22 protein-coding genes, 1 tRNA gene and 1 riboswitch are annotated in these 25,681 nt (G+C 55.2%); of the genes, 7 read left to right on the top strand and 16 right to left on the bottom strand.

Annotated features, from left to right (window positions below; all coding sequences use genetic code 11):
• Positions 1-5 precede the first annotated feature (5 nt).
• Positions 6-791: a 23S rRNA (guanosine(2251)-2'-O)-methyltransferase RlmB gene (gene rlmB / locus ACTQ3R_RS05180; RefSeq protein ID WP_441779043.1), complete on the bottom strand. Its 786-nt coding sequence runs from the start codon at positions 789-791 to the stop codon at positions 6-8.
• Positions 792-1,003: 212 nt separating this feature from the next.
• Between rlmB and ftsH the strand changes: the two genes are divergently transcribed.
• On the top strand, positions 1,004-3,181 hold the full coding sequence (gene ftsH, locus ACTQ3R_RS05175) for an ATP-dependent zinc metalloprotease FtsH (RefSeq protein WP_441779044.1): 2,178 nt from the start codon (positions 1,004-1,006) through the stop codon (positions 3,179-3,181).
• A gap of 95 nt (positions 3,182-3,276) precedes the next feature.
• On the opposite strand, the gene ACTQ3R_RS05170 is transcribed toward ftsH, so the two are convergent.
• Positions 3,277-4,659, bottom strand: a complete 1,383-nt coding sequence (locus ACTQ3R_RS05170; RefSeq protein WP_441779045.1) for an ROK family protein — start codon at positions 4,657-4,659, stop codon at positions 3,277-3,279.
• 216 nt (positions 4,660-4,875) lie between these two features.
• Between ACTQ3R_RS05170 and ACTQ3R_RS05165 the strand changes: the two genes are divergently transcribed.
• Positions 4,876-6,186 carry an alpha-amylase family glycosyl hydrolase gene (locus ACTQ3R_RS05165; RefSeq protein ID WP_441779046.1) on the top strand — a complete coding sequence of 437 codons (1,311 nt, stop codon included), beginning with the start codon at positions 4,876-4,878 and terminating at the stop codon, positions 6,184-6,186.
• A gap of 91 nt (positions 6,187-6,277) precedes the next feature.
• On the opposite strand, the gene ACTQ3R_RS05160 is transcribed toward ACTQ3R_RS05165, so the two are convergent.
• The 3 genes from ACTQ3R_RS05160 to dhaS all read right to left on the bottom strand — a co-directional run bounded on the left by ACTQ3R_RS05160 (position 6,278) and on the right by dhaS (position 9,997).
• Positions 6,278-7,141, bottom strand: coding sequence for a DegV family protein (locus tag ACTQ3R_RS05160; RefSeq protein ID WP_441779047.1), 864 nt, complete (start codon positions 7,139-7,141; stop codon positions 6,278-6,280).
• Positions 7,142-7,403: 262 nt separating this feature from the next.
• Positions 7,404-9,068 (bottom strand): nucleoside kinase, encoded by a 1,665-nt coding sequence (locus ACTQ3R_RS05155; RefSeq protein ID WP_441779048.1) that lies wholly within the window; start codon positions 9,066-9,068, stop codon positions 7,404-7,406.
• A gap of 332 nt (positions 9,069-9,400) precedes the next feature.
• Positions 9,401-9,997 carry a dihydroxyacetone kinase transcriptional activator DhaS gene (gene dhaS / locus ACTQ3R_RS05150; RefSeq protein WP_441779049.1) on the bottom strand — a complete coding sequence of 199 codons (597 nt, stop codon included), beginning with the start codon at positions 9,995-9,997 and terminating at the stop codon, positions 9,401-9,403.
• 215 nt (positions 9,998-10,212) lie between these two features.
• Between dhaS and ACTQ3R_RS05145 the strand changes: the two genes are divergently transcribed.
• Entirely contained in the window at positions 10,213-11,472 is a 1,260-nt protein-coding gene (locus ACTQ3R_RS05145) for a cation:proton antiporter (RefSeq protein ID WP_441779050.1), read from the top strand.
• 301 nt (positions 11,473-11,773) lie between these two features.
• On the opposite strand, the gene ACTQ3R_RS05140 is transcribed toward ACTQ3R_RS05145, so the two are convergent.
• From ACTQ3R_RS05140 to ACTQ3R_RS05130, 3 genes are all read right to left on the bottom strand, one after another.
• Positions 11,774-11,847: transfer RNA gene (locus tag ACTQ3R_RS05140), tRNA-Gly, on the bottom strand.
• Positions 11,848-11,984: 137 nt separating this feature from the next.
• Positions 11,985-13,715: a Na+/H+ antiporter NhaC family protein gene (locus tag ACTQ3R_RS05135; protein ID WP_441779051.1), complete on the bottom strand. Its 1,731-nt coding sequence runs from the start codon at positions 13,713-13,715 to the stop codon at positions 11,985-11,987.
• 117 nt (positions 13,716-13,832) lie between these two features.
• A riboswitch (Lysine riboswitch) is annotated at positions 13,833-14,003 on the bottom strand.
• 67 nt (positions 14,004-14,070) lie between these two features.
• Complete coding sequence (locus ACTQ3R_RS05130; protein ID WP_441779052.1) at positions 14,071-14,484, bottom strand: PaaI family thioesterase; 414 nt, start codon at positions 14,482-14,484, stop codon at positions 14,071-14,073.
• 143 nt (positions 14,485-14,627) lie between these two features.
• Between ACTQ3R_RS05130 and ACTQ3R_RS05125 the strand changes: the two genes are divergently transcribed.
• Both ACTQ3R_RS05125 and ACTQ3R_RS05120 read left to right on the top strand, forming a co-directional pair.
• Positions 14,628-15,362, top strand: a complete 735-nt coding sequence (locus ACTQ3R_RS05125; protein WP_441779053.1) for a hypothetical protein — start codon at positions 14,628-14,630, stop codon at positions 15,360-15,362.
• Between the two features lie 92 nt (positions 15,363-15,454).
• Positions 15,455-16,378, top strand: coding sequence for an alpha/beta hydrolase (locus tag ACTQ3R_RS05120; protein WP_441779054.1), 924 nt, complete (start codon positions 15,455-15,457; stop codon positions 16,376-16,378).
• A gap of 75 nt (positions 16,379-16,453) precedes the next feature.
• Here ACTQ3R_RS05120 and ACTQ3R_RS05115 read toward each other — a convergent pair whose 3' ends face one another.
• From ACTQ3R_RS05115 to ACTQ3R_RS05085, 7 genes are all read right to left on the bottom strand, one after another.
• The gene (locus tag ACTQ3R_RS05115; protein ID WP_441779055.1) at positions 16,454-16,822 is read right to left on the bottom strand and encodes a RidA family protein; all 369 of its coding nucleotides are present in this window, start codon (positions 16,820-16,822) and stop codon (positions 16,454-16,456) included.
• Positions 16,823-16,913: 91 nt separating this feature from the next.
• Complete coding sequence (locus ACTQ3R_RS05110) at positions 16,914-18,098, bottom strand: YgeY family selenium metabolism-linked hydrolase (protein WP_441779056.1); 1,185 nt, start codon at positions 18,096-18,098, stop codon at positions 16,914-16,916.
• Between the two features lie 19 nt (positions 18,099-18,117).
• Positions 18,118-19,332, bottom strand: coding sequence for a diaminopropionate ammonia-lyase (dpaL, locus tag ACTQ3R_RS05105; RefSeq protein WP_441779057.1), 1,215 nt, complete (start codon positions 19,330-19,332; stop codon positions 18,118-18,120).
• A gap of 202 nt (positions 19,333-19,534) precedes the next feature.
• Positions 19,535-20,179 carry a phosphatase PAP2 family protein gene (locus ACTQ3R_RS05100; protein ID WP_441779058.1) on the bottom strand — a complete coding sequence of 215 codons (645 nt, stop codon included), beginning with the start codon at positions 20,177-20,179 and terminating at the stop codon, positions 19,535-19,537.
• Positions 20,172-21,008 carry a phosphatidylserine decarboxylase gene (locus ACTQ3R_RS05095; RefSeq protein ID WP_441779059.1) on the bottom strand — a complete coding sequence of 279 codons (837 nt, stop codon included), beginning with the start codon at positions 21,006-21,008 and terminating at the stop codon, positions 20,172-20,174. The genes ACTQ3R_RS05100 and ACTQ3R_RS05095 overlap by 8 nt, the downstream gene beginning before the upstream one ends.
• Positions 21,005-21,625 (bottom strand): CDP-alcohol phosphatidyltransferase family protein, encoded by a 621-nt coding sequence (locus ACTQ3R_RS05090; protein WP_441779060.1) that lies wholly within the window; start codon positions 21,623-21,625, stop codon positions 21,005-21,007. The genes ACTQ3R_RS05095 and ACTQ3R_RS05090 overlap by 4 nt, the downstream gene beginning before the upstream one ends.
• Positions 21,626-21,641: 16 nt before the next feature.
• Positions 21,642-22,220 (bottom strand): TVP38/TMEM64 family protein, encoded by a 579-nt coding sequence (locus tag ACTQ3R_RS05085; protein ID WP_441779061.1) that lies wholly within the window; start codon positions 22,218-22,220, stop codon positions 21,642-21,644.
• Between the two features lie 183 nt (positions 22,221-22,403).
• Here ACTQ3R_RS05085 and ACTQ3R_RS05080 point away from each other — a divergent pair, with 183 nt between their 5' ends.
• Both ACTQ3R_RS05080 and ACTQ3R_RS05075 read left to right on the top strand, forming a co-directional pair.
• Positions 22,404-23,099, top strand: coding sequence for a response regulator transcription factor (locus ACTQ3R_RS05080; RefSeq protein WP_441779062.1), 696 nt, complete (start codon positions 22,404-22,406; stop codon positions 23,097-23,099).
• The gene (locus tag ACTQ3R_RS05075) at positions 23,092-24,438 is read left to right on the top strand and encodes a HAMP domain-containing sensor histidine kinase (RefSeq protein WP_441779063.1); all 1,347 of its coding nucleotides are present in this window, start codon (positions 23,092-23,094) and stop codon (positions 24,436-24,438) included. Before ACTQ3R_RS05080 ends, ACTQ3R_RS05075 begins: the two co-directional genes overlap by 8 nt.
• 103 nt (positions 24,439-24,541) lie before the next feature.
• Here ACTQ3R_RS05075 and ACTQ3R_RS05070 read toward each other — a convergent pair whose 3' ends face one another.
• Positions 24,542-25,573, bottom strand: coding sequence for an acyltransferase (locus tag ACTQ3R_RS05070; protein ID WP_441779064.1), 1,032 nt, complete (start codon positions 25,571-25,573; stop codon positions 24,542-24,544).
• Between the last annotated feature and the right edge of the window lie 108 nt (positions 25,574-25,681).

Here is a 25,681-nt window from a genome sequence, read left to right as displayed (position 1 = left end):
TATTCTTACTCGCCCAGGCGCTGGCGTACGGCCTCATAGAGGAGGACCGCGGCGGCGGCAGAGGCGTTGAGGGAGTTGATTTTGCCGAACATGGGAATGGAGACGGTAAAGTCACAGTTTTCTGTTACCAGACGTCCCATGCCGTCTCCCTCACTGCCGATGACAATGGCGGCAGGACCCTTCAGGTCAGCTTTGTAGAGGGAGGTAGTTCCCTGGGCGGCGGTACCAAAGACCCAGACCCCTTCCTCCTTCAGCTCTTTCAAAAGTGCGGGGAGGTTGGGCACGCGGGCCACGGGCACATGGGCCACCGCGCCAGCAGAGGTCTTAGCCACCACGGCGGTGAGCCCGGCGGAGCGGCGCTTGGGGATAATGACCCCGTGGGCCCCGGCGGCGTCGGCAGTGCGGATGACCGCCCCCAGATTGTGGGGGTCAGAGAGCTCATCACACACCACGATCAGGGGATTTTCTCCCTTTTCCCGTGCGGCAGCTAGAATATCGTCCACGGTAGCATATTCCCGCACCGCGGCCTGAGCGATGACGCCCTGGTGGGAATGGGTGCGGCTCATTCCGTCCAGCTTGCGCCGGTCGGCGTCCACCACCACAATGCCCTTTTCCCGTGCGGTGGAGGCGATGTGGCCCAAAGTGGAGTCGGTCTCGCCCTTGGCGATGAAAATTTTATCAATGGTAACGCCGGCCCGCAGGGCTTCTATGACTGCGTTGCGGCCCTCGATGATGCCGTCGTTCTCCTGCTCCACGGGAGCGGAGCGGCGCAGGGGGGGACGTTTGTTCATGAACGTTCATCCTCTCAGACATGATAATCAAATTACAGTCCATTCTACCATACCCGCAAAAAAGTTGGAAGTGCTTTTTTGTCAATTTATTGAGAAACGCGTCACAGAAAGTTTACAGGGTCTTTTCTTGTTTTTAAGGGTAAAATGTGGTATGATACCATTCAGCATATCCCGAACAGGGATAAACGGCAAAAAATTGGAGGTACGCTCCTTTGAAACCAGATAAAGGAAACAACAAGAAAAATGCGTTGGGGCTGATCAGTATCATTTTATGGGCGCTGGTGCTGACGATGCTGTTTCGCAGCTGCTCCAACTCCTACGCAAGCGCCAACCAGGTCCAGGTAGACTACTCCACCTTCCGGGAGTGGGTGGTGGCCGGCCTGGTAGAGTCCGTCCGGATGGACAGCAGCACCTATACCATCACCCTGAAAGAGGGCAAAGAGGAGGAAGCTCTGGCTTACCTGGAGGATGAGACGACCCACCAGGGCAGCGGAATGTTCTCCTGGATGCCCATGAACAACAACAAAGAGACCGAGTATGTCACCACGGTCCCGCCGGTCACCGACAGCGATATCTATAACATGCTGGATGAGTATGGAGTAGAGAGCTACGGAAGCGATCCGGTGGACCCCTCCTCCTATATCCTCTCCCTGCTCATCACCACCCTGCTTCCCATCGTCATTATGGTGGGCGCTATGATGTTCCTCTTCCGGGGCATCGGCGGTAAGGGCGGCATGGGCGGACTGGGCGGCGTGGGGAAGGCCAACGCCAAGGTCTATGTGGAGAAAAAGACCGGCGTCACCTTCCGGGATGTGGCCGGCCAGGACGAGGCCAAGGAGTCTCTCCAGGAGATCATCGACATCCTCCACAATCCCCAGAAGTACACCGAGATCGGCGCCAAGCTCCCCAAGGGCGCCCTGCTGGTGGGCCCTCCGGGCACCGGTAAGACCCTTTTGGCCAAGGCGGTAGCCGGCGAGGCCGGCGTGCCCTTCTTCTCCATCAGCGGCTCTGACTTTGTGGAGATGTTTGTGGGCGTAGGTGCCAGCCGTGTCCGTGACCTCTTTAAAGAGGCCAGCAAGATGGCCCCTTGTATCATCTTCATCGACGAGATCGATACCATCGGCAAATCCCGTGACAACCGCATGGGCGGCAACGACGAGCGGGAGCAGACCCTCAACCAGCTGCTGGCCGAGCTGGATGGCTTTGACCCCGGTAAGGGCGTCATCGTCCTGGGTGCCACCAACCGCCCCGAGGTGCTGGACAAGGCCCTGCTGCGACCCGGCCGTTTCGACCGGCGCATCACCATCGACCGTCCCAACCTGGCCGGACGTCTGGCCACTCTCCAGGTCCATACCCGGAAGATCAAGCTGGCCGAGGATGTGGATCTGAAGAAGATCGCCCTGGCTACTGCCGGTACGGTGGGCGCGGACCTGGCCAACCTGGTGAACGAGGCCGCCCTCCGGGCGGTGCGCCACGGCCGCAGGCTGGTGACCCAGGAGGACCTGCTGGCCTCCTTCGAGTTTGTCATTGCCGGCAGCGAGAAGAAGAATTCCGTCCTCACCGAGTTTGAGCGCAAGCTGGTAGCCTACCACGAGGTGGGCCACGCTATGGTGGCCTACAAGCAGAAGAACGCCGAGCCGGTGCAGAAGATCACCATTGTTCCCCATACCGAAGGTTCTCTGGGTTACACCCTGCTTATGCCTGAGGAGGACAAGACCAACCTGCGCACCAAGGAAGAACTCATGGCCAAGATTTCCGTGTCCATGGGTGGCCGTGCGGCGGAGCAGGTAGTCATGAACACTATGACCAACGGTGCTTCCCAGGACATCCAGGAGGCCACCAACATCGCCCGGAACATGGTTGCCATGTTCGGTATGAGCGAGGAGTTCGGCATGATGGCTCTGGGCTCTGTCCGCAACCAGTATCTGGATGGCGGCTATGGCCTGGACTGTGCCCAGGATACCGCAGCTGTGATGGATAAGGCCGTGAAGGCCATCCTGGACGTATGCTACGAGGATGCGGTGAAGGTCATTGAGGAGAACCTGGAGGATATGCACAAGGTGGTGGCCTATCTGCTGGAGAAGGAGACCATTACCGGCGGCGAGATGGTGGCCATCATCGAGGGCCGCGACCCCGCTCTGGTAGAAGATGCCTATGCCTCTACCCGGAAGAGCGACAAGGCGTTCCGTCCCTCTGTTCCCGAGGTGATCGAGGCGCCCGCCAAGCATATTCACATGGTCAGCGAGGAGATCAAGGCTCCCGCCCTGGAGGATGGAGAGGATCAGAAGCAGGAGGAAGAACCCGCTGAGGGCGAGAAGCCCCAGGAGGATGCTCCCGCTTCGGAGGATACCTCAGTTCCCGCCGGGGATGAGGAGAAAAAGCCTGAATAACAAAAAATGCCGCCGGTCTGTGTACCGGCGGCGTTTTTTGCATAAGGAACCGCCCGGAGATGGGAAGCTCCGGGCGGTTTACTGTGTTCAGAACTTTATTTGGCCAGGTCGGGCAGGCTGGCAGCGGCAGCGGACTGTCCCACACGGCGGAACTTCTCGTCGGGAAGGGCCAGATTGATGACCTTGTTGACCTCGGGATACTCGTCGGCCAGAACCTTTTTGCAGGTCTCCAGCAGCAGGTCTCCGCCCTTTCCGGACATGACCCGGCCCAGAAGGAGCACGTGCTTGAAGGAGTAAAGGTCATAATAATAGGCCAGAGTGTGGGCCAGATATACACCGATGGACTCATAGACCTGGGCGGCACGGGGATCATCCTGGGCCATGAGCCCCTGGACTACCTTCAGCTTTTCCGCAGGGGAGAGGCCCTCATCCAGCTCAATGCCCGCACGGGGAGCCAGCTTGATCACCGAGTCCTGGGAGAAGTACTTCACGCCGCAGCCGATATCCCCGGACCACTCGTCCCGCATGGCATCCGGAGCGGCGTCCACAGGGACAAAAGCCAGCTCATTGAGCCAGCCCGTGACGCGCCCTTCCGCGTCCACATAGCCCACGGCTTCACTGGTGCCCATGGCAATGCCCAGTACGTTGTTGTCGCCCAGGCTCATGGTGCCGGCCAGGGCAGACACGTCACCGTCGTTGATTACGGCGTAGGGGATGTCTCCAAACGTATCGGTGATCGCCCGGATATAAATATCCTTCACTTTGGCGTCATAGAGGTCCTTGGGGACTTTCAGGAACAGAGAGGCGCTCATAGTGCGGTTATTGATGTAGATGCCGGCGGAGGATACGCCCACCGCATCTACGCGGGGCATGTGGGCGGCGGCGGTCTTCAGGGCGGAGACAATGCCGTCATAGTGGTAGTCGGGGTCCGCTGTGATCTTGGGGAACCATACTACCTCTTCGGAGAACACCGTCTCGCCGTCAATGACTGCGGAGACCTTCCGGTCAGAGCCGCCGGCGTCAAAGCCGATGCGGCAGCCCTCCAGGTGGCCGCCCATGGCTTTGGGGGCATCTTTGGCCTGGGGCACCTGGTCACAAAACACCACCTCAAAGGGTTTTTCAAAGATGTTGGCCATATAGTCCCAGTCGAAGGCTTGCTCACCCTGGGCGCTGTAGGCCTGGCTCAGGTAATCATAGGTATCCTTGTCTCCGGCTACATAGATTTTGAAGCCGCCTTTCATCCACAAAATGGTTTTCACCAGGCGGTTGATGTAGTAGTGGTCAGCTTCAGCCTTTTCCGGAGTGCCATAAATTTTGGTGTGGCAGGTGGCCATCTGCCCATCGGCGCGCTCCACAGCAATGGAGACAGGCTTGGTGGCGCCAGCCAGGAAGGCTTCGTTAAATTTCAGCAGAGGGATAAATTCAGGGTCCAGGACGGGCTTGTTTTTGATTGCAATCGAGATACCATATCGTTCCATGACTGACTCCTCCTACAAAATCATGGTGGCTAGTTTCTTACCAAAAATTGTACGTTTGGCTCAAACAATCCAGGTTCTAATTGGTATTATTGTACCATAATCTTTGGAATTTGTCACCTGTTTCTTGTGCATAGTAATTTATCTTGCATGAACGGGTCAAGTGGGGTATCATAGATGAAGAACGCCTCCCTTGGGGGGTGAAAGGAGAACAAAAGTATGTGGTTTGATCAAGCGGTACTTTACCAGATCTATCCTCTGGGTCTGTGCGGCGCGCCGAAGGAGAACGACGGGGTGAAGACTCCACGGATCCTGCGCCTGCTGGACTGGGTGGAACATATAAAAGCCTTGGGTGCGGACACCGTGCTTCTCAACCCGGTTTTTGACAGTGACCGGCATGGCTATGATACGCGGGATTATTTCACTGTGGACCCCCGGCTGGGGGAAAACGGTGACCTGGCTCAGGTGTGTCAAGGGTTTCACAAGGCGGGACTTCGGGTTATGCTGGACGGGGTCTTCAACCACGTGGGCCGGGGCTTCTGGGCCTTTCGGGATGTGCAGGAAAAGAAGTGGGACAGCCCCTATAAGGACTGGTTCCATCTGAGCTTTGACGGCAATACCCAGTATAACGACGGCTTTTGGTATGAGGGCTGGGAGGGCCATAATGAGCTGGTGAAGCTCAATTTGTGGAACCCCGCAGTGGTGGAGCACCAGTTTGCCGCCATCCGTTCCTGGGTAGAGAACTTTGACATTGACGGCCTGCGTCTGGATGTGGCCTACTGTCTGCCGCCGGAGTATTTAAAGCAGCTGCGGGCCTTTACCCGCACCCTCAAGGAGGACTTTGTCCTGATGGGGGAGACCCTCCACGGGGATTATAACCGCTGGATGGGGGAGGAACTGTGCCACTCGGTGACCAATTACGAGTGCTACAAGGGGCTGTGGTCCAGCTTCAACTCTATGAATATGTTTGAGATCGGCCATTCTCTGGCCCGGCAGTTTGGACCGGAGCAGTGGACGCTCTATAAGGGACGTCATCTGCTGTCCTTCCTGGATAACCACGATGTCAGCCGCATAGCTTCCCAGCTCACTAACCCGGCACACCGGAGCGTGGCCTATGCCCTGATGTTCGGTATGCCTGGAGTGCCTGCGGTATACTATGGCAGCGAATGGGGGATTTTGGGGGATAAAAAGCAGGGGGATGATGCCCTGCGTCCTGAACTTGTGCTGCCCCAGTGGAATGAGCTGTGCGACTGGATTTCCAAGCTGGCTGTGGCCAAGCGGGGGAGCAAGGCCCTGTGCTATGGCGGCTACCGGAATGTAGTGCTCACCAACAAGCAGATCATCTTTGAGCGCAAGTGTGACGAGGAGCGGGTGCTGGTGGCCATCAATGCCGATAGTGAGCCTTATACGGCCCACTTTGATGCGGGCTGCGGCCTCGCATGGGATCTCATTACCGGAGAGAAACACGACTTTGGCGGCGGCAGTGAGCTGGCCCCCTACAGTGCACAGTTCTGGAAAATGGAGTGGTAATAAAAAGAGAAGGCGTACCGGTCAGGTACGCCTTCCTTTTTATGTCAGGGTATATTACTGTGGGAAATGGGTCGGGCGATTTCAAAAGTGTTTAGCGAACAAGCCTGCGGGTGATGGCCATTCCGAAGGCACCGGGACCTACATGACTGCCGATGCTGCAGGTAAGGGGATCGTAGTGGGGGGTCTGCTCGGGAAAGAGCTCCTGGCAAAGGGCTTTCCATGCCTGTGTCTCTGACTGGGTAAGGAAGCTGCCTGCAGCGGCAGCCTGAAATGGAATCCCTCTTCTTGCATAGTCTTCCGCGGCCTGTTCCAGATACTGGACCAGCCGCTTTTTACAATTGGCGGTCCCACGCACCTTGGCGCAGGCATCCAGCTTATCCCCCTGAATGAGCAGAAGCGGCTTGATTCCCATGATTGCACCCATGGCAGCCGCAGCTGGTGTCACACGACCGCCGCGTTTGAGATATTGCAGAGTTTCGACCCCGATATAGATAATGGAGTCCAATCCGCTCTGCTCCAGTTCTGCATGGATCTCCCGAGCGGTACATCCGCTTTGTGCCAATGCCAGAGCATCCAGCACAGAATACCGCTGTGTGACCGAAATACGGTGGTTGTCTACCACGAAAACTTTGCCGTCATAGTCCTCTGAGAGTATTTTCGCGGTGGCACAAGAGTTGCTCAGGCCGCTGGACATGGGGATGTAGACCAACTCGTCATAGCCCAGATCCAGCACCTGTTCCCACAAAGCAGAAAGATCGCCGGGAGAAGGCTGAGAGGTTGTAATATCTCTGCCCTCCTGCAGATACTGATAGAATTGTGTGCTGGAGAGGTTGTGCCCCTCAAAATATACGTTATTATCGATCAGGACCGGCATGGGAAGCACAAATACTCCCAACTGCTTTCCTTCTTCTTCAAAAATACCGCTGTTGCTGTCGGTTACAACTGCCGTCTTCACATGCTTCTCCTCTCAATTTTAGTTTAGGCTGCCCTCAGAAAAAGGGCGACTGTGCCCGGACCCGTAGGGGGGCCGCTCCGTTGCTGTAAATTAGACTGGTCTAATTAGACTTCTCCATTTTATCAGAACGGATTGTAGAGGAAACGTACCAGGTAAGAAATGGTCAATTTGATCAAACTGTCCGTAATGCGGACAGTTTGACCGAATTGTACTAAATGTGAGTGCTGTATGCCAGGTTCCTTTTCCGGTAAAACGTGGGCCGTTAGACATGATAGCACCCACCGCCAATAAACTCCCGCATGAGAGAGGTTGTGGGGACCTGATCGGCGGGCAGCGGCAGAAAGTAGCTCAAAAATTTCAAAAGCCGCTTTGCTTCCAGATATTCCGGACAATCCTTGGGGACTCCAAACAGCAGCGGTTCAATATAGGGTTTGAGCAGGGCGATTTCATAAATAAGGGCGGAGTTGAATACCGCGTCTGCGCTGTCCTGATAGGGGAAGATGTTGGATTCTTCGCCGCGCCGTACCGAAGGCCACATTTGGATGGTGGCCCTGGCACTGTATCCCCGCGTCCTGGCATCCCGTTCAATTCGGCGCAGCAATCTGGCATCTGTGGTAGGAATCCGGTTGTGATCGTCTACGTTCAATGTAGTAAGGCAGCTGATATAGATTTTAAACTTGCTCTGTTTGGGCAGAGAATAGGAAAAGGCATCATTCAGGCAATGAATGCCCTCTATTACCAGCACATCCCGCGGTCCCAAAGTAAGCCGGTCCCCGTTATATTCCCGGATCCCTTTTTTGAAGTTGAATTGAGGAAGTTCTACGGTCTCCCCCTGTAAAAGCAGCGTCATGTCATGGTTGAATTGCTCAACATCCATGGCACCCAGGCTTTCAAAGTCATATTGTCCGTTGGCATCCCGTGGCGTTTCGGAACGGTTTTTGAAGTAGTTATCCGTGGCAATGGCATGAGGGGTCAGCCCGCAAGCCATCAGTTGGGTGGATAGGCGGTGGGAAAAGGTTGTCTTCCCGGAAGAAGAGGGGCCGGCGATCATAACAAAGCGAACATCCCGGCGCTGGGCAATGGTCTCGGCCAGGTCGCCGATTCGCTTTTCCATCATGGCTTCATGGGCCAGGATGATACTGGTGGCATTTCCGCAGCAGATGGCTTCATTGAGATCTGCCACATTGGAAATGTGCAGATGTTTCGACTTTTGGTCCGCATCATAAAGCGCCTGAAAGACTTTAAGGGATGGCTGGAAAGCGGCAAGGCGGTCTGGTGCCTGCGGATCAGGCAGCCGCAAAATGAGACCGCGGTCAAACAGTTCCAGATGGAAGCATTTGATATAGCTGGTATTTGGAACCATATAGCCGTAGAAGTAGTCAGAGAAATCCTCCAGGGAATAATAGTTGACCCGTGAGCTGATCCGGCAGCGAAGCAGCTTTGCCTTGTCGTGCAGGCTGCGTTTTTCAAACATTTCAATGGCATCGTCTGTTGAGATGGAGTGCTTTTGAATGGGAATGGCCTGACGGACCAGTTCCCGCATCCGGGACTCCACCTGCTCCAGCAGCGGTTCATTCAGCTGAAATTCTCCTTTGGCACGGATAAACAACGCATGACTGAGAGAGTATTCTACACAGATTTGCTCAATATGATTTTGACCGATGATGTCATAGAACGCTTTGAGCATTAAAAATATGGCGCTGCGCTCATAGGTTTGGAGGCCGGGCTTGTCTTGTAAGGTGATCATTTTCAGGGTGCAGTCCCGGTCCAGGCATTTTCCGAGCTCGCAGAGCTTGCCGTTGCGTTCCACAAGAAGGATGTCACTGGGATAGGACGCTTGGAATTCCTGTGCGATGGCCTGGTAGGATGTCCCGGCGGGATATTGACGCATAATGCCGTCTACCGTTACATGATATAAATGTTCCATATACAAACCTCCCTTGCCTGCGGTTGGCAGTTATATCTGTATTTCTGTATCATACCTCAAAAACTCGGAAAGAGCAAACACTCATTCTGTACTATTGTTGATTGCATGCAGAATCGGAAAAACCTATGGTCGTGCCAGAATACGGTGTTCGCCGCGGAAATATAACTTTATGTAAACTTTCTCTACATGAAAATGAGGCCAGCTGCAGAAATAAAATGTTCCGCTTGATATCAACCAAGCGGAACGTATGACAAAAATATGGATATGTCCTATTTTGGGACAATCCGGCCCAGTTTCCTATGGGCAAAAGGGCTGCAGAGGAATAAAATATTTCACAAATTCACACCGGGCTCTTCCGTTTTTTCACGATCGTTTGGAATCGCGAGAATTTGTGTGAAGATCTCACCGGAAAGAAGATCCTCCAGCATTCTGATGGTGGCGTCGGGATCCCTTACCATTCCGTTTTTTACCCAGTCCAGCAGAACGCCGGACATTCCGTGTGCATAGAAGCGGGCAATGACCCTGATCTGGTTGGGTTCAAGCAGTTGATCTCCACCGGCATTCAGAATGATGTCCTGCATCAGATTTTGATAGAAATCCATCAGGCAGTCCGCAAGGCTGTTCTGCCCCTCAAATTGCAGGACATTCGTATAGAAAGACTTGTTCGCCTGCATATAGTGGCACAGGGCCCGCATCCCGTTTCCCCATTGATCCATGGACAGCGTATCGCCAATCAGAGGGGTGATTTCCGTATAAAAAATCCAGGAGATCACATCGTACTTATCCCGAAAGTGATAATAAAAGGTATTCCGGCTGATTTTACAGTGTCGAGCGATGTCCCCCACAGAGATATCCAAAAAGGAGTTCTTCTCCAGCAGCTGCTTAAAGCCCCGAGCGATCATAAACTTTGTAAAGTCGGAATTGGACATTGCTCTGCCTCCAGAAAGAGTTTTTTGTATTTTATCATGGAATTTGCAGGACCGCAACTATCCATCATTTGTACCGACAGGTGGAAGAATTCCGGGGGCTGCATGGAATCATGCTGCTTATAAAAAGAATAGGAGCTGTACAAGACGGGCCGTGTGTTTTGGAGTGGAGGAGACAGTCACAACTTACTTTATTATAAAGAAACGAGGAACATACTATGCTGATGGATTTCATACGCCTGCTTGCAGTCGTGATATTGGGGGCTTGTTTTGGAAAATTGGCCGCCAAACTAAAAATGCCTGCTGTACTGGGCTTTCTGGTTGCGGGCATGGCGCTGGGCCCTAACGCGGCCAATCTGCTGACACAGGACCTTTTGGATGCACCTGCCTATCACCAGCTCATCTCCGTGTTGGAATGCGGCATGGGCTTGATGCTGGGGACAGAGATGGTCTGGAGAAAAATGAAGACCTATGGAAAACAGGTGCTGGTCATCACGCTGACGGAGTCCCTGGGCACCTTTGCCGTGGTAAGTGCGGCCTTTTGTGCCATATTTTATTTTATGGAGATCCCTATGTTCCTGGGGCTCATTTTCGGCGGCATTGCGCTGGCGACCGCGCCTGCGCCTGCATTGTCAATCGTGACCGAATATCATACCGAAGGCCCGGTAACCCGTACGCTGATCCCACTGGCTGTTTTGGATGATGTGGCTGCAATTGCGGTATTCCTGTCAGTCATGAGCATTGTGCTGGGGCAGACCGCAGGCGGCACAGTGCCCGGCTCTCTCATTTTTCTGGTTATTTTCTTCCCCGTTATTATTGGAATTGCGGTAGGCCTTCCAATATCCGCAATCTTGTGCCGCAGCAAGCACAGCAGGAGAAATGCTGCTGTGGCATTCTTCGGTGTTCTGCTCACGGCTGGCCTTACTATGGCAGCCAACACCTATTGTATGCCCTTCCCTGTGCTCAACTTCATGCTCTCTGGTATGGTCTATTCTGCAGTGTTCGCCAACCGCGTCCCGTCTGATATTCTGGAGGACATGATGGACGTGTGTGCCCCTGTGATCGGAGGCTGCTTTACCCTGATTATTCTGAATCTGGGGGCTCCGTTGGACTATCATCTCATTCTGGAGGCCGGACTCTTCACAGCCGTTTATATTCTGGCCAGAGGGGCAGGAAAAATTGGCGGTGCAGCGTTAGGGGCGGGAATATCCGGGGCGCCGGATACCGTTCGAAAATATTTAGGGCTTACACTAATGCCCCACTCCGGTGTGTCACTGGTTCTGACTGGAATTGCGATCTCCGCATTGACCGGAGAATTTAGACCGTACGGAGATATTGTCCGCGGCACCATTGCGGCTGCAGCAGTCATAAATGAAGTGATCGCGGTATTTTTGGCGCGAAAGGGATTTCAGCTGGCCGGAGAACTGGGGAAGGCCAACCACGCAGGTATGCAGGAGGACCTGGAAAGGCTGTCCTGACGGCAGCGTTGGCAGGAAAGTGCTTCTGCCTACAAAAATAAGCGCATTACATACGGACCACAGGGTTTTGAAAGAAACAAAATGATGGTTCGATATGTTCCAAAAAAGAAGGACATCCAAAGGGATGTCCTTCTTTTTTGAAATATTGCAGCACTATAGAGGCCAATGCTCTGGGGCTGCACCTAAAACCAAATCACAACCCAGTGAAAGAGGTTGTGATTTGGAAAGGAGGAGCAGCAAAATGAGTGTGCTCTGACTTATAAAATAAGCCGGAGCAAGCGGTATATCGCTTGCTCCGGCGTGGAGCAGGTGAAGGGAATCGAACCCTCGTGTTCAGCTTGGGAAGCTGACATTCTGCCATTGAACTACACCTGCGTGTTCTGTTGAAAGCTTTCATACTATACCATATTTTCCATGTAAATGCAAGCGGAAATTTGTCGTTCCGGATTTTTTCTTTTACTGGAATAAAGAAAAGGCCGCTCTCAAAAGAGCGGCCTTTTGCGAAATGTAGGTTAAACAGCGGCCTTGTTGTTTCTCATGATCATCAGGAAACCCAACATCAGAACAATGCCTACCGGCAGAGCGATGATGCCGGGCAGGCCGTTGATGGCCAGCACACCGGCAATCAGGTAGCTGATGCCGGAGATGACCGCACAGGAGATGGCGTAGGGGAGCTGAGTGGACACATGGTTTACGTGGTCGCACTGAGCGCCGGCAGAGGCCATGATGGTGGTGTCGGAGATGGGGGAGCAGTGGTCGCCGCACACAGCGCCGGCCATACAAGCGGAGATGCAGATGATGGCCAGGGGGTTGTCCATGGAGAAGACGTTCTGAACGATGGGAATCAGAATGCCGAAGGTGCCCCAGCTGGTGCCGGTGGCAAAGGCCAGAAGGCAGCCGATGACGAAAACGATCACGGGCAGGAACATCTGCAGGTGCTCAGCGCTGCGCACAAAGTCACGGACAAAGTACTTGGCACCCAGAGAATCGGTCATGCTCTTCAGGGTCCAGGCGAAGGTGAGGATCAGAATAGCGGGAACCATGGCCTTGAAGCCCTCGGGGATACAGCCCATCATTTCCTTGAAGCTCATAGAGCGGCGCACAAAGTAGTAAATGAAAGCGAAGAGCAGGCCGAATGCGGAACCCAGCATCAGGCCCACAGAGGCGTCGGAGTTGGAAAAGGCGGTGACGAAGTCGCTGCCGGAGAAGAAGCCGCCGGAATAGATCATACCTACCACGCAGCAGATGACCAGCACGATGATGGGAAGTACCAGATCCATGACGGTGCCCTTGGTGTCGTCGATGTCCTCATCCAGCATGGCATAGGGGTTAGAACCAGAGAACAGGTCACCCTTTTCCACAGCATTGCGCTCAAACTTTGCCATAGGACCGAAGTCCACATTGAACAGGATCAAGCCCAGCATCATTAAGATGGTCAGCAGGGCGTAGAAGTTATAGGGAATGGCGCGAATAAACAGGTTCAGGCCCTGGCCATCCTCTGCAAAGCCGGACACAGCAGCGGCCCAGGAGGAGATGGGGGCGATGATACACACAGGAGCGGCAGTGGCGTCGATGATGTAGGCCAGCTTGGCGCGGGAGACCTGGTGCTTGTCGGTGATGGGACGCATGACGCTGCCCACGGTGAGACAGTTAAAATAGTCGTCAATGAAGATGAGGCAGCCCAGAAGCACAGAGGCCAGCTGAGCACCGGCACGGGACTTGATGTTCTTCTTTGCCCAGCGGCCGAAGGCAGCGGAGCCGCCGGCCTTGTTCATCAGACACACCATGGTGCCCAGAATGACCAGGAAGATCAAGATACCTACATTGTAGCTGTCGGACAGGGAGGCAACAATACCGCCGCTGAACACATGGTTCAGGGTTCCCTCAAAGGAGAAGTTGGAATAAAGCAGTCCGCCTACCACGATACCGATGAACAGGGAGGAGTAGACTTCCTTGGTGATCAGGGCCAGAGCAATGGCGATCATAGGGGGCAGCAGGGCCAGGCCGGTGTTGTAATAATTGCTGGGAGAAACCACGTAGCCGGTTCCTTCACAGGCGGGGCAGGCAGCGGCCTCTCCTTCATCTGTCAGGACAATGCCAATGCCGCCGCAATCGGGACAGCTGATCATCTTTGTGCCGGTCTCCTCTGTGGGATCGCCGGCAGCAAAGGCGGTGGTGGCCAGAGCGAGGACCATCATGAAAAGGACGATGACACGCACGGGCCAGGATCTTCTAGCTCTCATTTTAATTCCCTCCAAATTTTGTTTGGGCCGCGCAAGAATATGGCGCAAAACAAAAAGCCACGGGGCGCAAAGCGCTCCATGGCAAACCGGATGCCCCCAAGACAAGATGCTCAGGGACCTCTGGATAGCGCTCCACTCACTCGTGACAGTCCGCGGGATATTCTCCCAACGGCCCAGGTCGCGCGGCCCAGGCAGGCCGCTTGATCTTCGGCAAAGTCCCCTCTCCCGCAGGACGGCTGCCTGGCCTAGCCCCACGGTACGCATGAACTTCGCGCCTCTATCCATAATAAAATTGGAATTGCAAGTATCCTATCACGGTCCTTCATACTTGTCAAGGAAAAATGTAAAATTTTTGTTAACGCTCGAAATTTTTTGGAACCTCCATAAAAAACGTAAGGGTTCCGGTGGCAACGGTTTTGCATTGGGCGTTTTGAATCTCCACCTGGATGACAGACAGTCTGCGGCCCAGTTTTTTCGGGGTCGCTTCGCAGAAAAGGTCTCCGTAGGCGGGGCGAAGGTATTCCATAGTAGTGGAGCAGGTGACGCAGTTTCCGCCCCGAGAGCAGGCACAACTTCCGGCCACTGTGTCAGCCAAAGTGGCGATGGCGCCGCCGTGGATCATGCCGTGGGGATTGATGGAATTGGGGCCTGCGTGAAGCACACCGCGGGCCAGTCCGGGCTCGACATGGGTAACTTCGATGCCATTTTCATAGGAAAACTGATGGGGTGTGTTGACCACGTCCAGAATGGGGTGCTTTCTTTCATCCATACAAGACACTTCCTTTGACAAACTTCTGCCATATTAGCACGTTTTTTCTCCACTGGCAAGCCCATTGGGCCACCAAATGGTTGATTGCGGCATAGAATGGCTGGGAGCGGCCCATGATTTTTGAACAGAAAGGGAGTACTTATATGGAAAAAGCAACGTTACCGCCTCTGAGCGGAAAGAACGTAGATCAGGATACCTTCCGCCGGGTCTGGGAGCGGGTCATGCCCGATCAGACCAACAGTCCGATTTCGGTAGAGGGCACCCAAGCGGAAACGCAGGTCCCAGAGACGGCGGTGCCAGGGGAGGCCGCCGCTGCGCCCCAGCTTACCGGGGAGACAGCGCCGATGCAATCCCAGTCGGAACCTCAGGAGGAGCAACCCGATTTGCCCCAGGTTCCGGCCTGCTCGGAGGAAACGGAGGGAGAAAAAAAGGAATGCCCCTGCACGGGCACACCAGAGCTGTGCCTGGGGGAGGGGTCACAGGGGGACAGCCGCCGTCTGGAGGAACTGATGTCTATGGCGCGGCGGGGAATGCTGGCTGGGCAGATGCTCTCCAGCCGGTCTTGCGGAAGCTGTGCCAGAGGGACGATGAGAAGTTTGGCGGCAGACCACCGGCAGGCACTGTGCAGGCTTTCAGCGGCCTATTTCCTCATTACCGGCAAACGCTTTCGTCCTTGCTGCCCCCATCCGGAACTGCCCTCCTCCTTCAGCCTGGCCCTGCGGGAGCAGTTTATGTGGGAGCAGAGATGGGAACACTGTAACCGCCAGGCCGCAGAAAATACCCAGGATCCCTGCCTGCGGGCACTCTATGAGGAGCTAGGCCAGGAGGGAAAGCTTCACGCGGGCACCATCCGCTCCCTGCTGGAGCAGATGACTTGACGGAGAGGACCAGTGGGAGTACACTAGGATAAAGAACGAAAGAGGCTGGATAGCTTGTTTATACAGCAGTCCAGCGGAAAGTGAGGGTACCGATGAGAAGGGAATTTACCTATCTATCCACCGATGGAGTGCACCAGATCCACGCCGTAGAGTGGCTGCCAGAGGGAGAACCCAGGGCAGTGGTACAAATTGTCCACGGAGTGGCGGAGTATGCCCTTCGCTATGATCCTCTGGCCCAATACCTGACGGAACATGGTTTTTTGGTGTGCGGGGAGGATCATCTGGGCCACGGCCTGACCGCCAAAGAGGGAACGTTTGGATACTTTGGCCCTGAAAACGGATGGGATCTGGTGGCACGTGATGTGCGCCGCCTGCGGAAGCTGGAGGGAGAGAAGTACCCCGGTATTCCCTATATTATGCTGGGCCATTCCATGGGCTCTTTCCTGACACGCACCTATCTCATCCGCTGGCCGGGGACAGTGGATGCTGCTGTCTTGTCTGGAACCGGACAGGAGGCCGCCCCGCTGGTGGCGTTTGGAAGAGGCATGTCCGGTATGATTGGTACGCTCCGGGGAAGAGAATATGTAAGTGACCTGGTGTACGACATGTCCATGGGGTCCTATAATAAGCATTTCCAGCCCAACCAAACCTCTGGAGACTGGCTCAGCCGGGACATGGAGGTAGTCAGGGCATTCGAACATGACCCCCTGTGCTCCTTCCGGCCCACGGTGACCATGTTCCGGGATATGTTGGGAGGCATCCAATTCATTGGCAGGAAAAAGAACCTGGCAAAGATGGACAAAAACACGCCCATCTACTTCCTGTCTGGTGACCGGGACCCGGTTGGGAACATGGGAAAGGGTGTACAAAAGGTGGCCCAGATGTTCCGAACGGTGGGCTGCCGGGATGTGACCGTCAAGCTTTACCCCGGCGGGCGGCATGAGATGTTCAATGAAATAAACCGGCAGGAGGTTATGGATGACCTGCTGGCCTGGCTCAAAAGCAGAGGACTATAAAGCAAAATCCCCTTACACGGAAAAAGGCCGTGTAAGGGGATTTTTTACATAAAAATCAAGGGATATAAGGACAAATTACTTTACGGCAATTGCCTCGATCTCGCACAGTACGCCCTTGGGGAGCGCCTTGACCGCCACGCAGCTGCGGGCGGGCTTGGAGGTAAAATACTGAGCATAGACTTCGTTGAAGGCGGTAAAATCACCCATGTCGGCCAAAAAACAGGTGGTCTTTACAACTTTGGAATAGTCCACACCGGCGCTTTCCAGAATGGCACCCACGTTTTTGCAGCTTTGGGTGGCCTGGGCGGTGATGCCCTGAGGAACCTCGCCAGTGGCGGGGTCTACCGGGATCTGTCCGGAGGTAAAGATAAAGCCGTTGACCTCATAGCCCTGAGAATAGGGGCCGATGGCGCCGGGAGCGCTGGTGGTTTCCAGAATTTTCATGGTAAATCATCCTTTCCGAATATGAATTCCAGGAAGAAGGCCCGGAATGATCTGACTTAGTATAACATAGCTGCCGCTGATTGGAAAGTGGTCATTTCAGCAGGGCGGCCATAACGCCGGTGTAGCAGTGACAAACTTTGACCAGCTGGTCAAGCGCAATGTACTCATCCACCGTATGGGCTAAGTTTTCCCGGCTGGGCCCCAGACCCAGAGTCTTAATCCCTGCCTCACCGGCGTAGTGGCTGCCGTTGGTGCAGAAATTATACCGGGTGATCTCAGGAGCGTAGCCCATCTCCTGCAACTGGTGGTACACCGCCTGAACAAAGTCGGCGTTTTCCTCAAAGAGCCAGCCGGGGAAGAAACGCTCTCCCTGGATTTCATTGCCTGTGTGGCACATCTCTTTCCCAACCGCGTAGCTTGCCTGGACCTTCAGCTCCGGGTCCTCCCTGCACAGCTGGTCCAGCAGGGTCTGGATGGGGGCCAGGACGCTCTCCGTGGTCTCCCCCACCAGCAGCCGCCGGTCGTAGGTGGCCCGGCAATATTCCGGAACGACTGAGGCACCGGGATAGGGGCTGGATTTGATGTCGGTGAGCTCCAGAATGCCGTCTCCCAGTACGGGATGATGGGTGGGTTCCAGGGTGCGGATCGCCTCAATGACCTTTGCCATTTTATAGACGGCGTTGATGCCCTTTTCCGGATTGGCGCTGTGGCACGGCTTACCGAAGGTCTCCACCACGATCTCTGCCCGGCCCCGCTGGCCAATTTTCAGGTTCAGCTGGCTGGCTTCTCCGATGACCACATAGTCAGGCTTTACATAGGCGCTGATTTCCCGTGCGGCCACCCCCTCGAAGCACTCCTCGTGGACCACGCCGGCCACATAGATTTCTCCGGCAAAGTCCCGGCCGGTTTCCTGTGCAAAGTTTGCCGCGGCGCAGGCCATGGCGGCCACGGCACCCTTCATATCCGAGGTGCCCCGACCATAGATTTTTCCGTCCTCAATGGCCGCGGCAAAGGGATTGTGGGTCCAGGCGGCGGCATCCCCCACGGGGACTGTATCAATGTGCCCGTCAAAGAGAAGCCGGGGGCCCGGACGGTTCCCTTTGATACAGCCTATAATACTGCCGTACCGGTCCACATGGACGCTGTCAAAGCCATTGGACTCAAAAAATTCCTTCAGCGCAGCCACCACACCGTCCTCATGGCCGCTGGTGCTGGGGGAGCGTACTAAGGTTTGACACAGCTCTACTACCTGATGCTTCTGTTGCTCGGTTAACATAATTATGAAACCTCCCGTATCATTCATAGACCTTGGAATATTTTCCGCCCCAGACTACCTTTCGGTAGTTGTCTTTGTCGGTGTCTCCCTCGGTGCTGATAAAGAGCAGGCGGCTGTGTTCGTCTAACTGCAGGGCCTGTTTCAGCTCCCGCAGACTTTCCCGCAGCAAAATATTGGCCGTGCAGCCCAAGGTAGCCGCGCCGGATTCGCCGGAGACAATGGGCGTATCTCCCTTTCGGGGAGCGGCCAAAATGCGCATGCCGTCCGCCGCGGCATAGTCCGGACAGCTTAGGAAGGCATCGGCGCATTCCCGCAGTACCTCCCAGGCGATGGTGCAGGGCTCGCCGCAGGCAAGACCGGCCATGATGGTGTCCATATCACCAGTGACAAAGTGGAGCGTTCCGTCGTCCGCCTGGGCGGTGCGGAAGAGGCAGTTGGCCTTGTTGGGCTCTACGATGGTAATGAAGGGCCTGTGTTCGCCATAGTAGGAGGAGAAGAAAGCGGCCATGGCCCCGGCCATGCTGCCCACACCGGCCTGAAGAAACAGGTGCGTGGGCGGGGGAGCCCCCTCGTCCTCCAACTGACGGACGATCTCATAGCCCATGGTGGTGTACCCCTGCATGATCCACAGGGGAATGTCGGTATACCCTTCCCAGGCGGTATCCTGCACCATGACCCAGCCCTTTTCTTGAGCCTGTTGGTTGGCCAGACGCACGGCTCCGTCATAATTGAGCTCGGTGATGGAGGCCTGGGCGCCCTCGGCCTGAATGTTGTGAAGCCGTTCCGGGGCGCTGCCCTTAGGCATATAGACCACAGAGTGCTGGCCCAGCTGGTGTGCAGTCCAGGCCACGCCTCGGCCATGATTTCCGTCTGTGGCGGTGACGAACGTGACCGCTCCGAGCTTTTCCCGGACTTCAGAGGAGAGGATCCGCTCGGCCGGGAGGGCGGAGATGTCCTCGCCCAGCGTTTGAGCAATGTACCGGCCCATCGCGTAGCTCCCGCCCAGGACCTTGAAAGCATTTAGGCCAAAGCGAAAGCTCTCGTCCTTGACCCGAATCTCCTCCACGCCCAGTGCCTGGGCCAGGTTAGGCAGGGCGGTGAGAGGGGTGGGCTGATAGATGGGGAAGCTTGCGTGAAAATCATGGGCCTTCTGAGCCTCGGCCACGGTAAAGGGGCGGAAGCTGAGTGAGGGCTGCCTCTTGCGGGAGAGCGTGGCAATTTGGAAGGAATCCATATGGGATTGAGTCTCCTTTCTCCGGCCTGCCGGCCGTTGTAGCATTGGAAAGCAAGGCCATTATAACGCCTGGGAAGAGAAAGAGCAATCCTAAGCTTGCAAGCCGCAGCGCTTGTCTAGCTGAAAAAAGAAACCGCTGGAACGGATCGTCATGTCCGTCCCAGCGGCTTTTCCATTGAATCGGTCAATTATGCGGCACAGGTCAGTTGGTGAGCCGGCGTGAAAGGCGGGAAAAGGGTTCCAAAAGCACGTTGTGTCCGGCAATCCAGTAGCTCATTTCCGCCAATAAAATGCCTCCCAACACGTCCACGGCCACATGCTGCCGGGTGGTGAGAGTAGACAGACAGATTGCCGTTGCCGTCAGCCCCGTGAGCCATACGCCCCAGCGGGGGAAGCGGGGGAGATTGCGGGCGCCGATGAAGCAAAGCCAGCTGACCAGACAGTGAATGGAGGGGAAGAGGTTGGTGGGAGCATCCGCCCAATAGACAAACCGCATCAGATGGTCCCATATCCCGTTTCCGGGAACGAGAGGTCGGAGATTGGTGGTGGGCAGCAGCACAAAGAAGACCAGGCAAACTCCCTTGGCCAGAAAATCGGCCAGGAAAAAGCGGCAGGCCAGGCGGTGTTCCTCTCCGGCCATGCGTATATAAAATACCGCCCAGAACAGAAAACAGCCCAGATAGATGGATACGGTCCAGGGGAGAAACGGGACCAGAGAATCCAGCCAGAGCTCCAGATTCCAGTGGGGGGCGTTTTTCGCCAGCAGATTTCCACCATAATATACACTCTGGTTCCATACCACCGCGCACAGAGGGAACAGCCACGTTCTGGAGAGACGTTTAGTCATGGGTGGTCCTCCCTGCGCTGCTGGCAATCCACATTCCCTGGTTTACGCGGATTTCTCCGCCATCGGCAAGGCTGGGGATAAGCCGGGGGAGCGGTTGGATACGCCCCCGCTCAAAAAGCAGCACGATGGTGGAGCCGCATAGTTCAAAATGCCCCATTTCCTCTCCCTTTCGGAAGCGCCCGCCCTTTTTTTGGGGGACGATGCCGCCGACCACCAGAGCACCTACCTCAGTTTGAATCACGGGGCCAAAGTGCTCCGTGGCCAGGAGCGTCCACATCCTTCGGTTGAGGGTATAGACGGGGAAGGCGGCACAGGCGCAGGGCTGGACGCTGTGAAGGGCGCCGGGGATAAGGTGGTTTTCCCCCTGAAAGCCGTCGTCAATGTAACAGTAGTGGTGATAGTCCGAGGCTTCCAGACGGAGAATGAGACAATCCCCTCCGTGGTAGCGGGGGGCCAGATCCTGATCCTCAAGCAGGTCTTCCAACCGGTAGGAGAAGCCCTTGATGGAAAAGCTGCTGTCCGGCTGAATGGGGAAATGGCTCAGCCACCCGTCACAGGGGCTGATCAGGTGGTGGGGGGCGGGGTCAAAATCCAGTTCCTCCCGCTCCCGGGCGAAGAAGTCCCGAAAGGTATGGAAGCTTCTGCGCTGTTCCCGTGTGAGGGGGATGCGGTAGCGTTTGGCATACCAGCTTACCAGAGGCCGGGACCACCGGGAGCGGAGAAAGCGGACTATGGTACGATCGAACCGGGAGCGAAGAATCAGAGACAACATGGCCCGGCCCGGTCTTGTCCCATATAAGAATTGAACCGCGGGGGAAGATCCTTTCATGGCTGCACCCCCACCATTAGAATGAAGAATCCGGCAGCGCCGCACGCCAGCATGCCCAGTTTGCCCAGCAGAGCTGGTTTTTTTAGCTGGAAGGGGGTGAGAAATGCCAAGGCCATAGCCAGCAGAAGAAGCGGAGCTGCCCAGGTGAGGGACCAGCCTGCCATACCGCAAAGTCCCGTCAGCAGAGGCAGAAGCAGAGCCGCGGTGGTTACCGGAAGGCCCAGATAGACTGTCCTGGGCTGCTGGGATGTTGCCTGCCGTTCTTCTTCATCTACATTAAACCAGGCCAGACGGATGAGCGTACAGAGAAGATAGACCCCGCTGATGGCAAAAGACCACTTATTTTCGGAAGCTGCCTGGCAGACGAACACAGCCGGCAGCACGCCAAAGCAGACCAGGTCGCTGAGGGAGTCGATTTGGATGCCAAAGCACTTTTCCTGCCGGGTACGTACCATGGTGGAAGCAATCTTTCCATCAAACATGTCGCACACTCCGGAGATCATCAGACAGATCAATGCGCTTTTGAAGTCTCCGTTTATCGTGAAGGAAAGGCCAACAAAAGAGACCAGCATTCCAAAGTAGGTCAAAATAACAGTATAGTTGTAAACGCCCAGCATATTGAATCCTCCCATATCATTTGGCAAAATAGGCAAAAAAGAGACTGTATCCCAGGATGCACCAGGGCTTACCCAGCAGAATGATCCAGGTAAACTTTTTGGTGGACATCCCGGTCAGACCGGAGAAGTAGCATAGAAAGTCGTCCGGGGCCAGGGGCAGAAGGATGGCCAGAAATAAAATAACGGTATAACTGCGCCGCCGCTCGATCCACTCCACAAAAGAGTGGTATTTCTCCATGGGGACCATGCATTGCACCAGGCTTGTACCGAAAGTTCGGGCCAGAAGAAAGGCGATGATAGACCCGGCACTAATGCCGATGTAGTTGCACCAGAATCCACCCATAGCCCCAAACATGCCGGCCCCTACGATACAGCCGAGAAAGCCTGGCAGCACGGGCAGCACGACTTGAATGGCCTGGATCACCGTCAGCACCAGCGGTGCAAACAGTCCGAAGCTGCCCACGTAGGCCCGCAGAGATTCCATGGAGCGGAAATGTCCGTCTAAATATCCCTTAAACAGAACGAGCATGCACACTGCCAGCAGCAAGACCAAAAAAACGGTAAGAAAGCGCTTAAATGAGCGCGCGTTTGGCATAGCTGAGGACCTCCAAAATTTAGAAAACAGTTGATTTTTGTCTTTTTCTTTGGTAAAAACAGTATAAAGAGGATTCCTTAATATCTGCCTGGGGAACATCTTAAGAAATCTGAAGCTTCCAGGAGGCATCTATCCGGAGCGGGAAAAAAGAGGTATAATGAAAATACGAAAGGAGGCGAGGCTGTGGAAGGCCAGAAAATTTTATTTGTGGATGACGACCCGGAGATCCGGGAAGTGCTGCGACTGTTGCTGGAGAGTGAAGGCTATCAGGTGATTGAGGCCACCAACGGGGAACAGGTGCTGGAAAAATTGGACGATTCGGTAGGACTGGTCATCCTGGACGTGATGATGCCCGATATGAATGGATATGGGGTGTGCGCAGAAATCCGCAAGCGCTCGGCCGTGCCGGTGCTGTTTCTCACCGCGAAGTCTCAGGATTCCGACAAAACGCTGGGATTTTCTGCGGGAGGGGATGACTATCTGGTCAAGCCGTTTTCTTATAGCGAGCTCATTTCACGGGTGAAGGCTATGCTCCGCCGCTATTATGTATATGGAGCAAAACAGACGGATCTGGAGTCCACGATCCACTGCTGCGGAACGGTGGAAATCGATCCGCGCCAGTGTGTGGTGCGTCAGGAGGGGCGCGAGGTGCCTTTGACGGATACGGAGTATCGGATTTTGCTGCTGTTGGCCTCCCACCCCACCAAAGTGTTTTCCGTGCAGAATATTTATGAGAGTGTGTGGAACGAGCCCTATTTCTATAGCTCGAACAATACTGTCATGGTCCACATCCGGAATATTCGCCGCAAGCTGGGGGACGATCCTCAGAACAGCCGTACCATCCGCACCGTGTGGGGGAGGGGGTACCGGATTGAGTAAAAGGCACAGCCTCGGCGTCCAACTGTTTTTTGATGTTCTGCGGTCGCTGCTGGCTGCCGCCGCTGTGTTTTTGGTCCTTTTCTGGGGCGGCGACTGGCTGCTTACCCGGACGGTCTATGGGGAAAGCTTTACTCTGCAGGTGACCAAACAGAAATTTGAGCGCCTCCAGGAATATGTGATGGAGAAAGAGGTCACGCCGGAAAACCTACGTCCGCTGGATATCTGGTGCGGGCGGGGAAATCAGATCTATCTGGTGATCTATGAGAATGACCGGCTGATCTATGAATCCTTCTATACCTCCCAGGGACAGCCTCCGGTGGAGGATTACACGCCTGAGATGGAAAGTCCAGAGCGGGAATTTGCGCTGAAGCTGAGTGATGGTACCCAGACAAGGGCGTTTTTGTACGTTTACGCCGGTGAGGCCTATTATTACGGAACCATTTTTCTGTCCGCACTGGGTGCGTTTGTGACGTTTTCCTTGTGCTTTATTGCCTTGATCCACAGGAAGCTTCGCTACATCCAGCAGCTAAAAAAGGAACTGGATATTTTGGCGGGAGGAGATCTCAGCTATGAGGTTACCGTGCGGGGCAACGACGAGCTGGGAGAGCTGGCGGATGGGATTGACCAGATGCGCCGTTCCATTGCTGCTCACCAGGCGGCGGAGGAGCGTATGCGCCTGGCCAATTCTGAACTGGTTACCGCCATGTCCCATGATCTGCGCACCCCGCTGACCTCTTTGCTGGCCTATCTGGAGCTGATGGAGCGGGGCAAATACGAAAATCAGGAGCAGCTTTCCCACTTTATTCGGCGCAGTCTGGAAAAAACCCTTCAGATCAAGTCTATGGCGGATAAGCTCTTTGAATATGTTTTGGTCTATTCCTCGGAGTGGGCAGCGCCTTGCCTGGAGCACCGGGACGGAGATGAATTGCTTCAGCACCTGTTGGGAGAATACGCATTTTCTCTGGAAAACCATGGCTTTGTGGTGCAGCAGAATTTCTCGCCCCTGCAAGGGCAGCTCCAGGTGAATTTGGAGCTTCTGCGGCGGATGTTTGATAATCTCTACAGCAATCTGTTGAAATACGCTGACCCGGCTCAACCGGTAGAGCTTGCCTATTGGCGAGACGGGGACAAGGCGCATATTTCTCTTTCCAACCGTGTTTCACCCCACAGGGACAAGCGGCAGAGCACGAATATCGGACTCAATACCTGCGGTAAGATTCTCCGCTGCCACGGAGGCAGTTTTTCCTACCGGGAGCAGGGAGAGCGGTTCCAGGTGGAGGTTATTCTGCCGATGTGGATCAATGGGGAGCCGTCCCCGGTCCAGCCTGAGGAACACTGAGAAGCTGCCGCCTTTGCAGCAACGAAATAATCAGAAAATCCCCCCTGATGCAGTGGTTTGCATCAGGGGGGATTTTTGTTGAAAAGCAATCGTACAATCGTATTTATCCCAGCAGTCCCCGTGCGAAGGGAAGATAGCGGGTCATCTTCCGGTAGATCCAATAGCACAGGAAGGGGAAGGTGTAGCACACGGCAAAGCGCGCTGCCAGCAGAGGACCCACGGATGTCACACCCCGGTTTTGAAGGAACGCGGTGATCAGAGTGAGGAACAGACAGTGGGAAAGATAGACGAAGAACGAACACTGGGAGAGCTTGACCAATAGGCTTTGCAGCCGCTGCGGAGCCCGAGTGAGGGAGAGGCACAGGGAGTGAAGGAAAAAGATGGAGAGCAGGTCGGCACACAGCTTGATGAGATCCAGGTTCACGACCCACTGCCTTGTGGCGTACTGCCAACAGGCCAGTCCTGCACAGAACAGAGCTCCCGCCCCGGCCAGCACAAGATTCCATCCGTTTCGGAGCAGCCGAACCCCCCGGTAGTACCGGCCCACATAGAGCCCTGCCATCCAGAACAACAGGTAGGTGGGGAAAATCCGGTCGTAGTAGGGAAATGGGAGCAGGGCGGGCAGCTGCTGCATGAAGAGGGTCACCAGCAGGCTCAAACTCATGCCCACAAAGGGGGACAGGTGGCGTACCGTCCACCGCCACAGGGGCATGAGAAAATAAAACTGCATGACGATCACAATGTAGTAGAAAGGCGAGGAGAGATTGCCCAGCCAAAGGTAAGAGAAAAATTCTCCCCAGTCCCCTCTCACGTAGTGGATGACCCAAAAGGCCAGGTAGTAAATCACGACCCACAGCACATAGGGGAGGTAGATTTTCTGTATTCGTCTCAGGCAGTAGCCCAGGTAGTCCCGAAGCCCCAGGGGTTTGTCCCACACCTGCATGGCCATTTTTACCGCCCCGGTGTAGAGAAACATGGGCACCACAAAGGCGGCCAGGCGCCAGGGGAGATAAACTGCCACACTCTGCCAGGTGCCGGGAGTCAGGCTGGAGATCCCCAGAGACAGCACATGAATGAGAATCACCGCCAGACTGGCCAGGGCATTCATATAGCTCAGTTCCTGTCGTCGCACCATAGTGGGCACCTCCTATTGATTGAGAAAGGCCGTCTCCAGAAATCTGGGGACGGCCCTGTCAGTCCGCGTTCAGTTTACTCTATCTGGGGGAACAAGTCAACGGGAAAG

Origin of the sequence: Lawsonibacter sp. LCP25S3_E2 (genome assembly GCF_052117285.1) — a bacterium.
Classification (GTDB): Bacteria; Bacillota; Clostridia; order Oscillospirales; family Oscillospiraceae; genus Lawsonibacter.
Note: the sequence above shows the minus strand (reverse complement) of the source record. Positions and strands in the feature narration are given on the sequence as shown.

Coding starts and splice junctions, on each gene's coding strand:
- rlmB (WP_441779043.1), bottom strand. CDS start 791: ATGAACAAACGTCCCCCCCTGCGCCGCTCCGCTCCCGTGGAGCAGGAG.
- ACTQ3R_RS05170 (WP_441779045.1), bottom strand. CDS start 4,659: ATGGAACGATATGGTATCTCGATTGCAATCAAAAACAAGCCCGTCCTG.
- ACTQ3R_RS05165 (WP_441779046.1), top strand. CDS start 4,876: ATGTGGTTTGATCAAGCGGTACTTTACCAGATCTATCCTCTGGGTCTG.
- ACTQ3R_RS05155 (WP_441779048.1), bottom strand. CDS start 9,068: ATGGAACATTTATATCATGTAACGGTAGACGGCATTATGCGTCAATAT.
- dhaS (WP_441779049.1), bottom strand. CDS start 9,997: ATGTCCAATTCCGACTTTACAAAGTTTATGATCGCTCGGGGCTTTAAG.
- ACTQ3R_RS05145 (WP_441779050.1), top strand. CDS start 10,213: ATGCTGATGGATTTCATACGCCTGCTTGCAGTCGTGATATTGGGGGCT.
- ACTQ3R_RS05135 (WP_441779051.1), bottom strand. CDS start 13,715: ATGAGAGCTAGAAGATCCTGGCCCGTGCGTGTCATCGTCCTTTTCATG.
- ACTQ3R_RS05130 (WP_441779052.1), bottom strand. CDS start 14,484: ATGGATGAAAGAAAGCACCCCATTCTGGACGTGGTCAACACACCCCAT.
- ACTQ3R_RS05125 (WP_441779053.1), top strand. CDS start 14,628: ATGGAAAAAGCAACGTTACCGCCTCTGAGCGGAAAGAACGTAGATCAG.
- ACTQ3R_RS05120 (WP_441779054.1), top strand. CDS start 15,455: ATGAGAAGGGAATTTACCTATCTATCCACCGATGGAGTGCACCAGATC.
- ACTQ3R_RS05115 (WP_441779055.1), bottom strand. CDS start 16,822: ATGAAAATTCTGGAAACCACCAGCGCTCCCGGCGCCATCGGCCCCTAT.
- ACTQ3R_RS05110 (WP_441779056.1), bottom strand. CDS start 18,098: ATGTTAACCGAGCAACAGAAGCATCAGGTAGTAGAGCTGTGTCAAACC.
- dpaL (WP_441779057.1), bottom strand. CDS start 19,332: ATGGATTCCTTCCAAATTGCCACGCTCTCCCGCAAGAGGCAGCCCTCA.
- ACTQ3R_RS05100 (WP_441779058.1), bottom strand. CDS start 20,179: ATGACTAAACGTCTCTCCAGAACGTGGCTGTTCCCTCTGTGCGCGGTG.
- ACTQ3R_RS05095 (WP_441779059.1), bottom strand. CDS start 21,008: ATGAAAGGATCTTCCCCCGCGGTTCAATTCTTATATGGGACAAGACCG.
- ACTQ3R_RS05090 (WP_441779060.1), bottom strand. CDS start 21,625: ATGCTGGGCGTTTACAACTATACTGTTATTTTGACCTACTTTGGAATG.
- ACTQ3R_RS05085 (WP_441779061.1), bottom strand. CDS start 22,220: ATGCCAAACGCGCGCTCATTTAAGCGCTTTCTTACCGTTTTTTTGGTC.
- ACTQ3R_RS05070 (WP_441779064.1), bottom strand. CDS start 25,573: ATGGTGCGACGACAGGAACTGAGCTATATGAATGCCCTGGCCAGTCTG.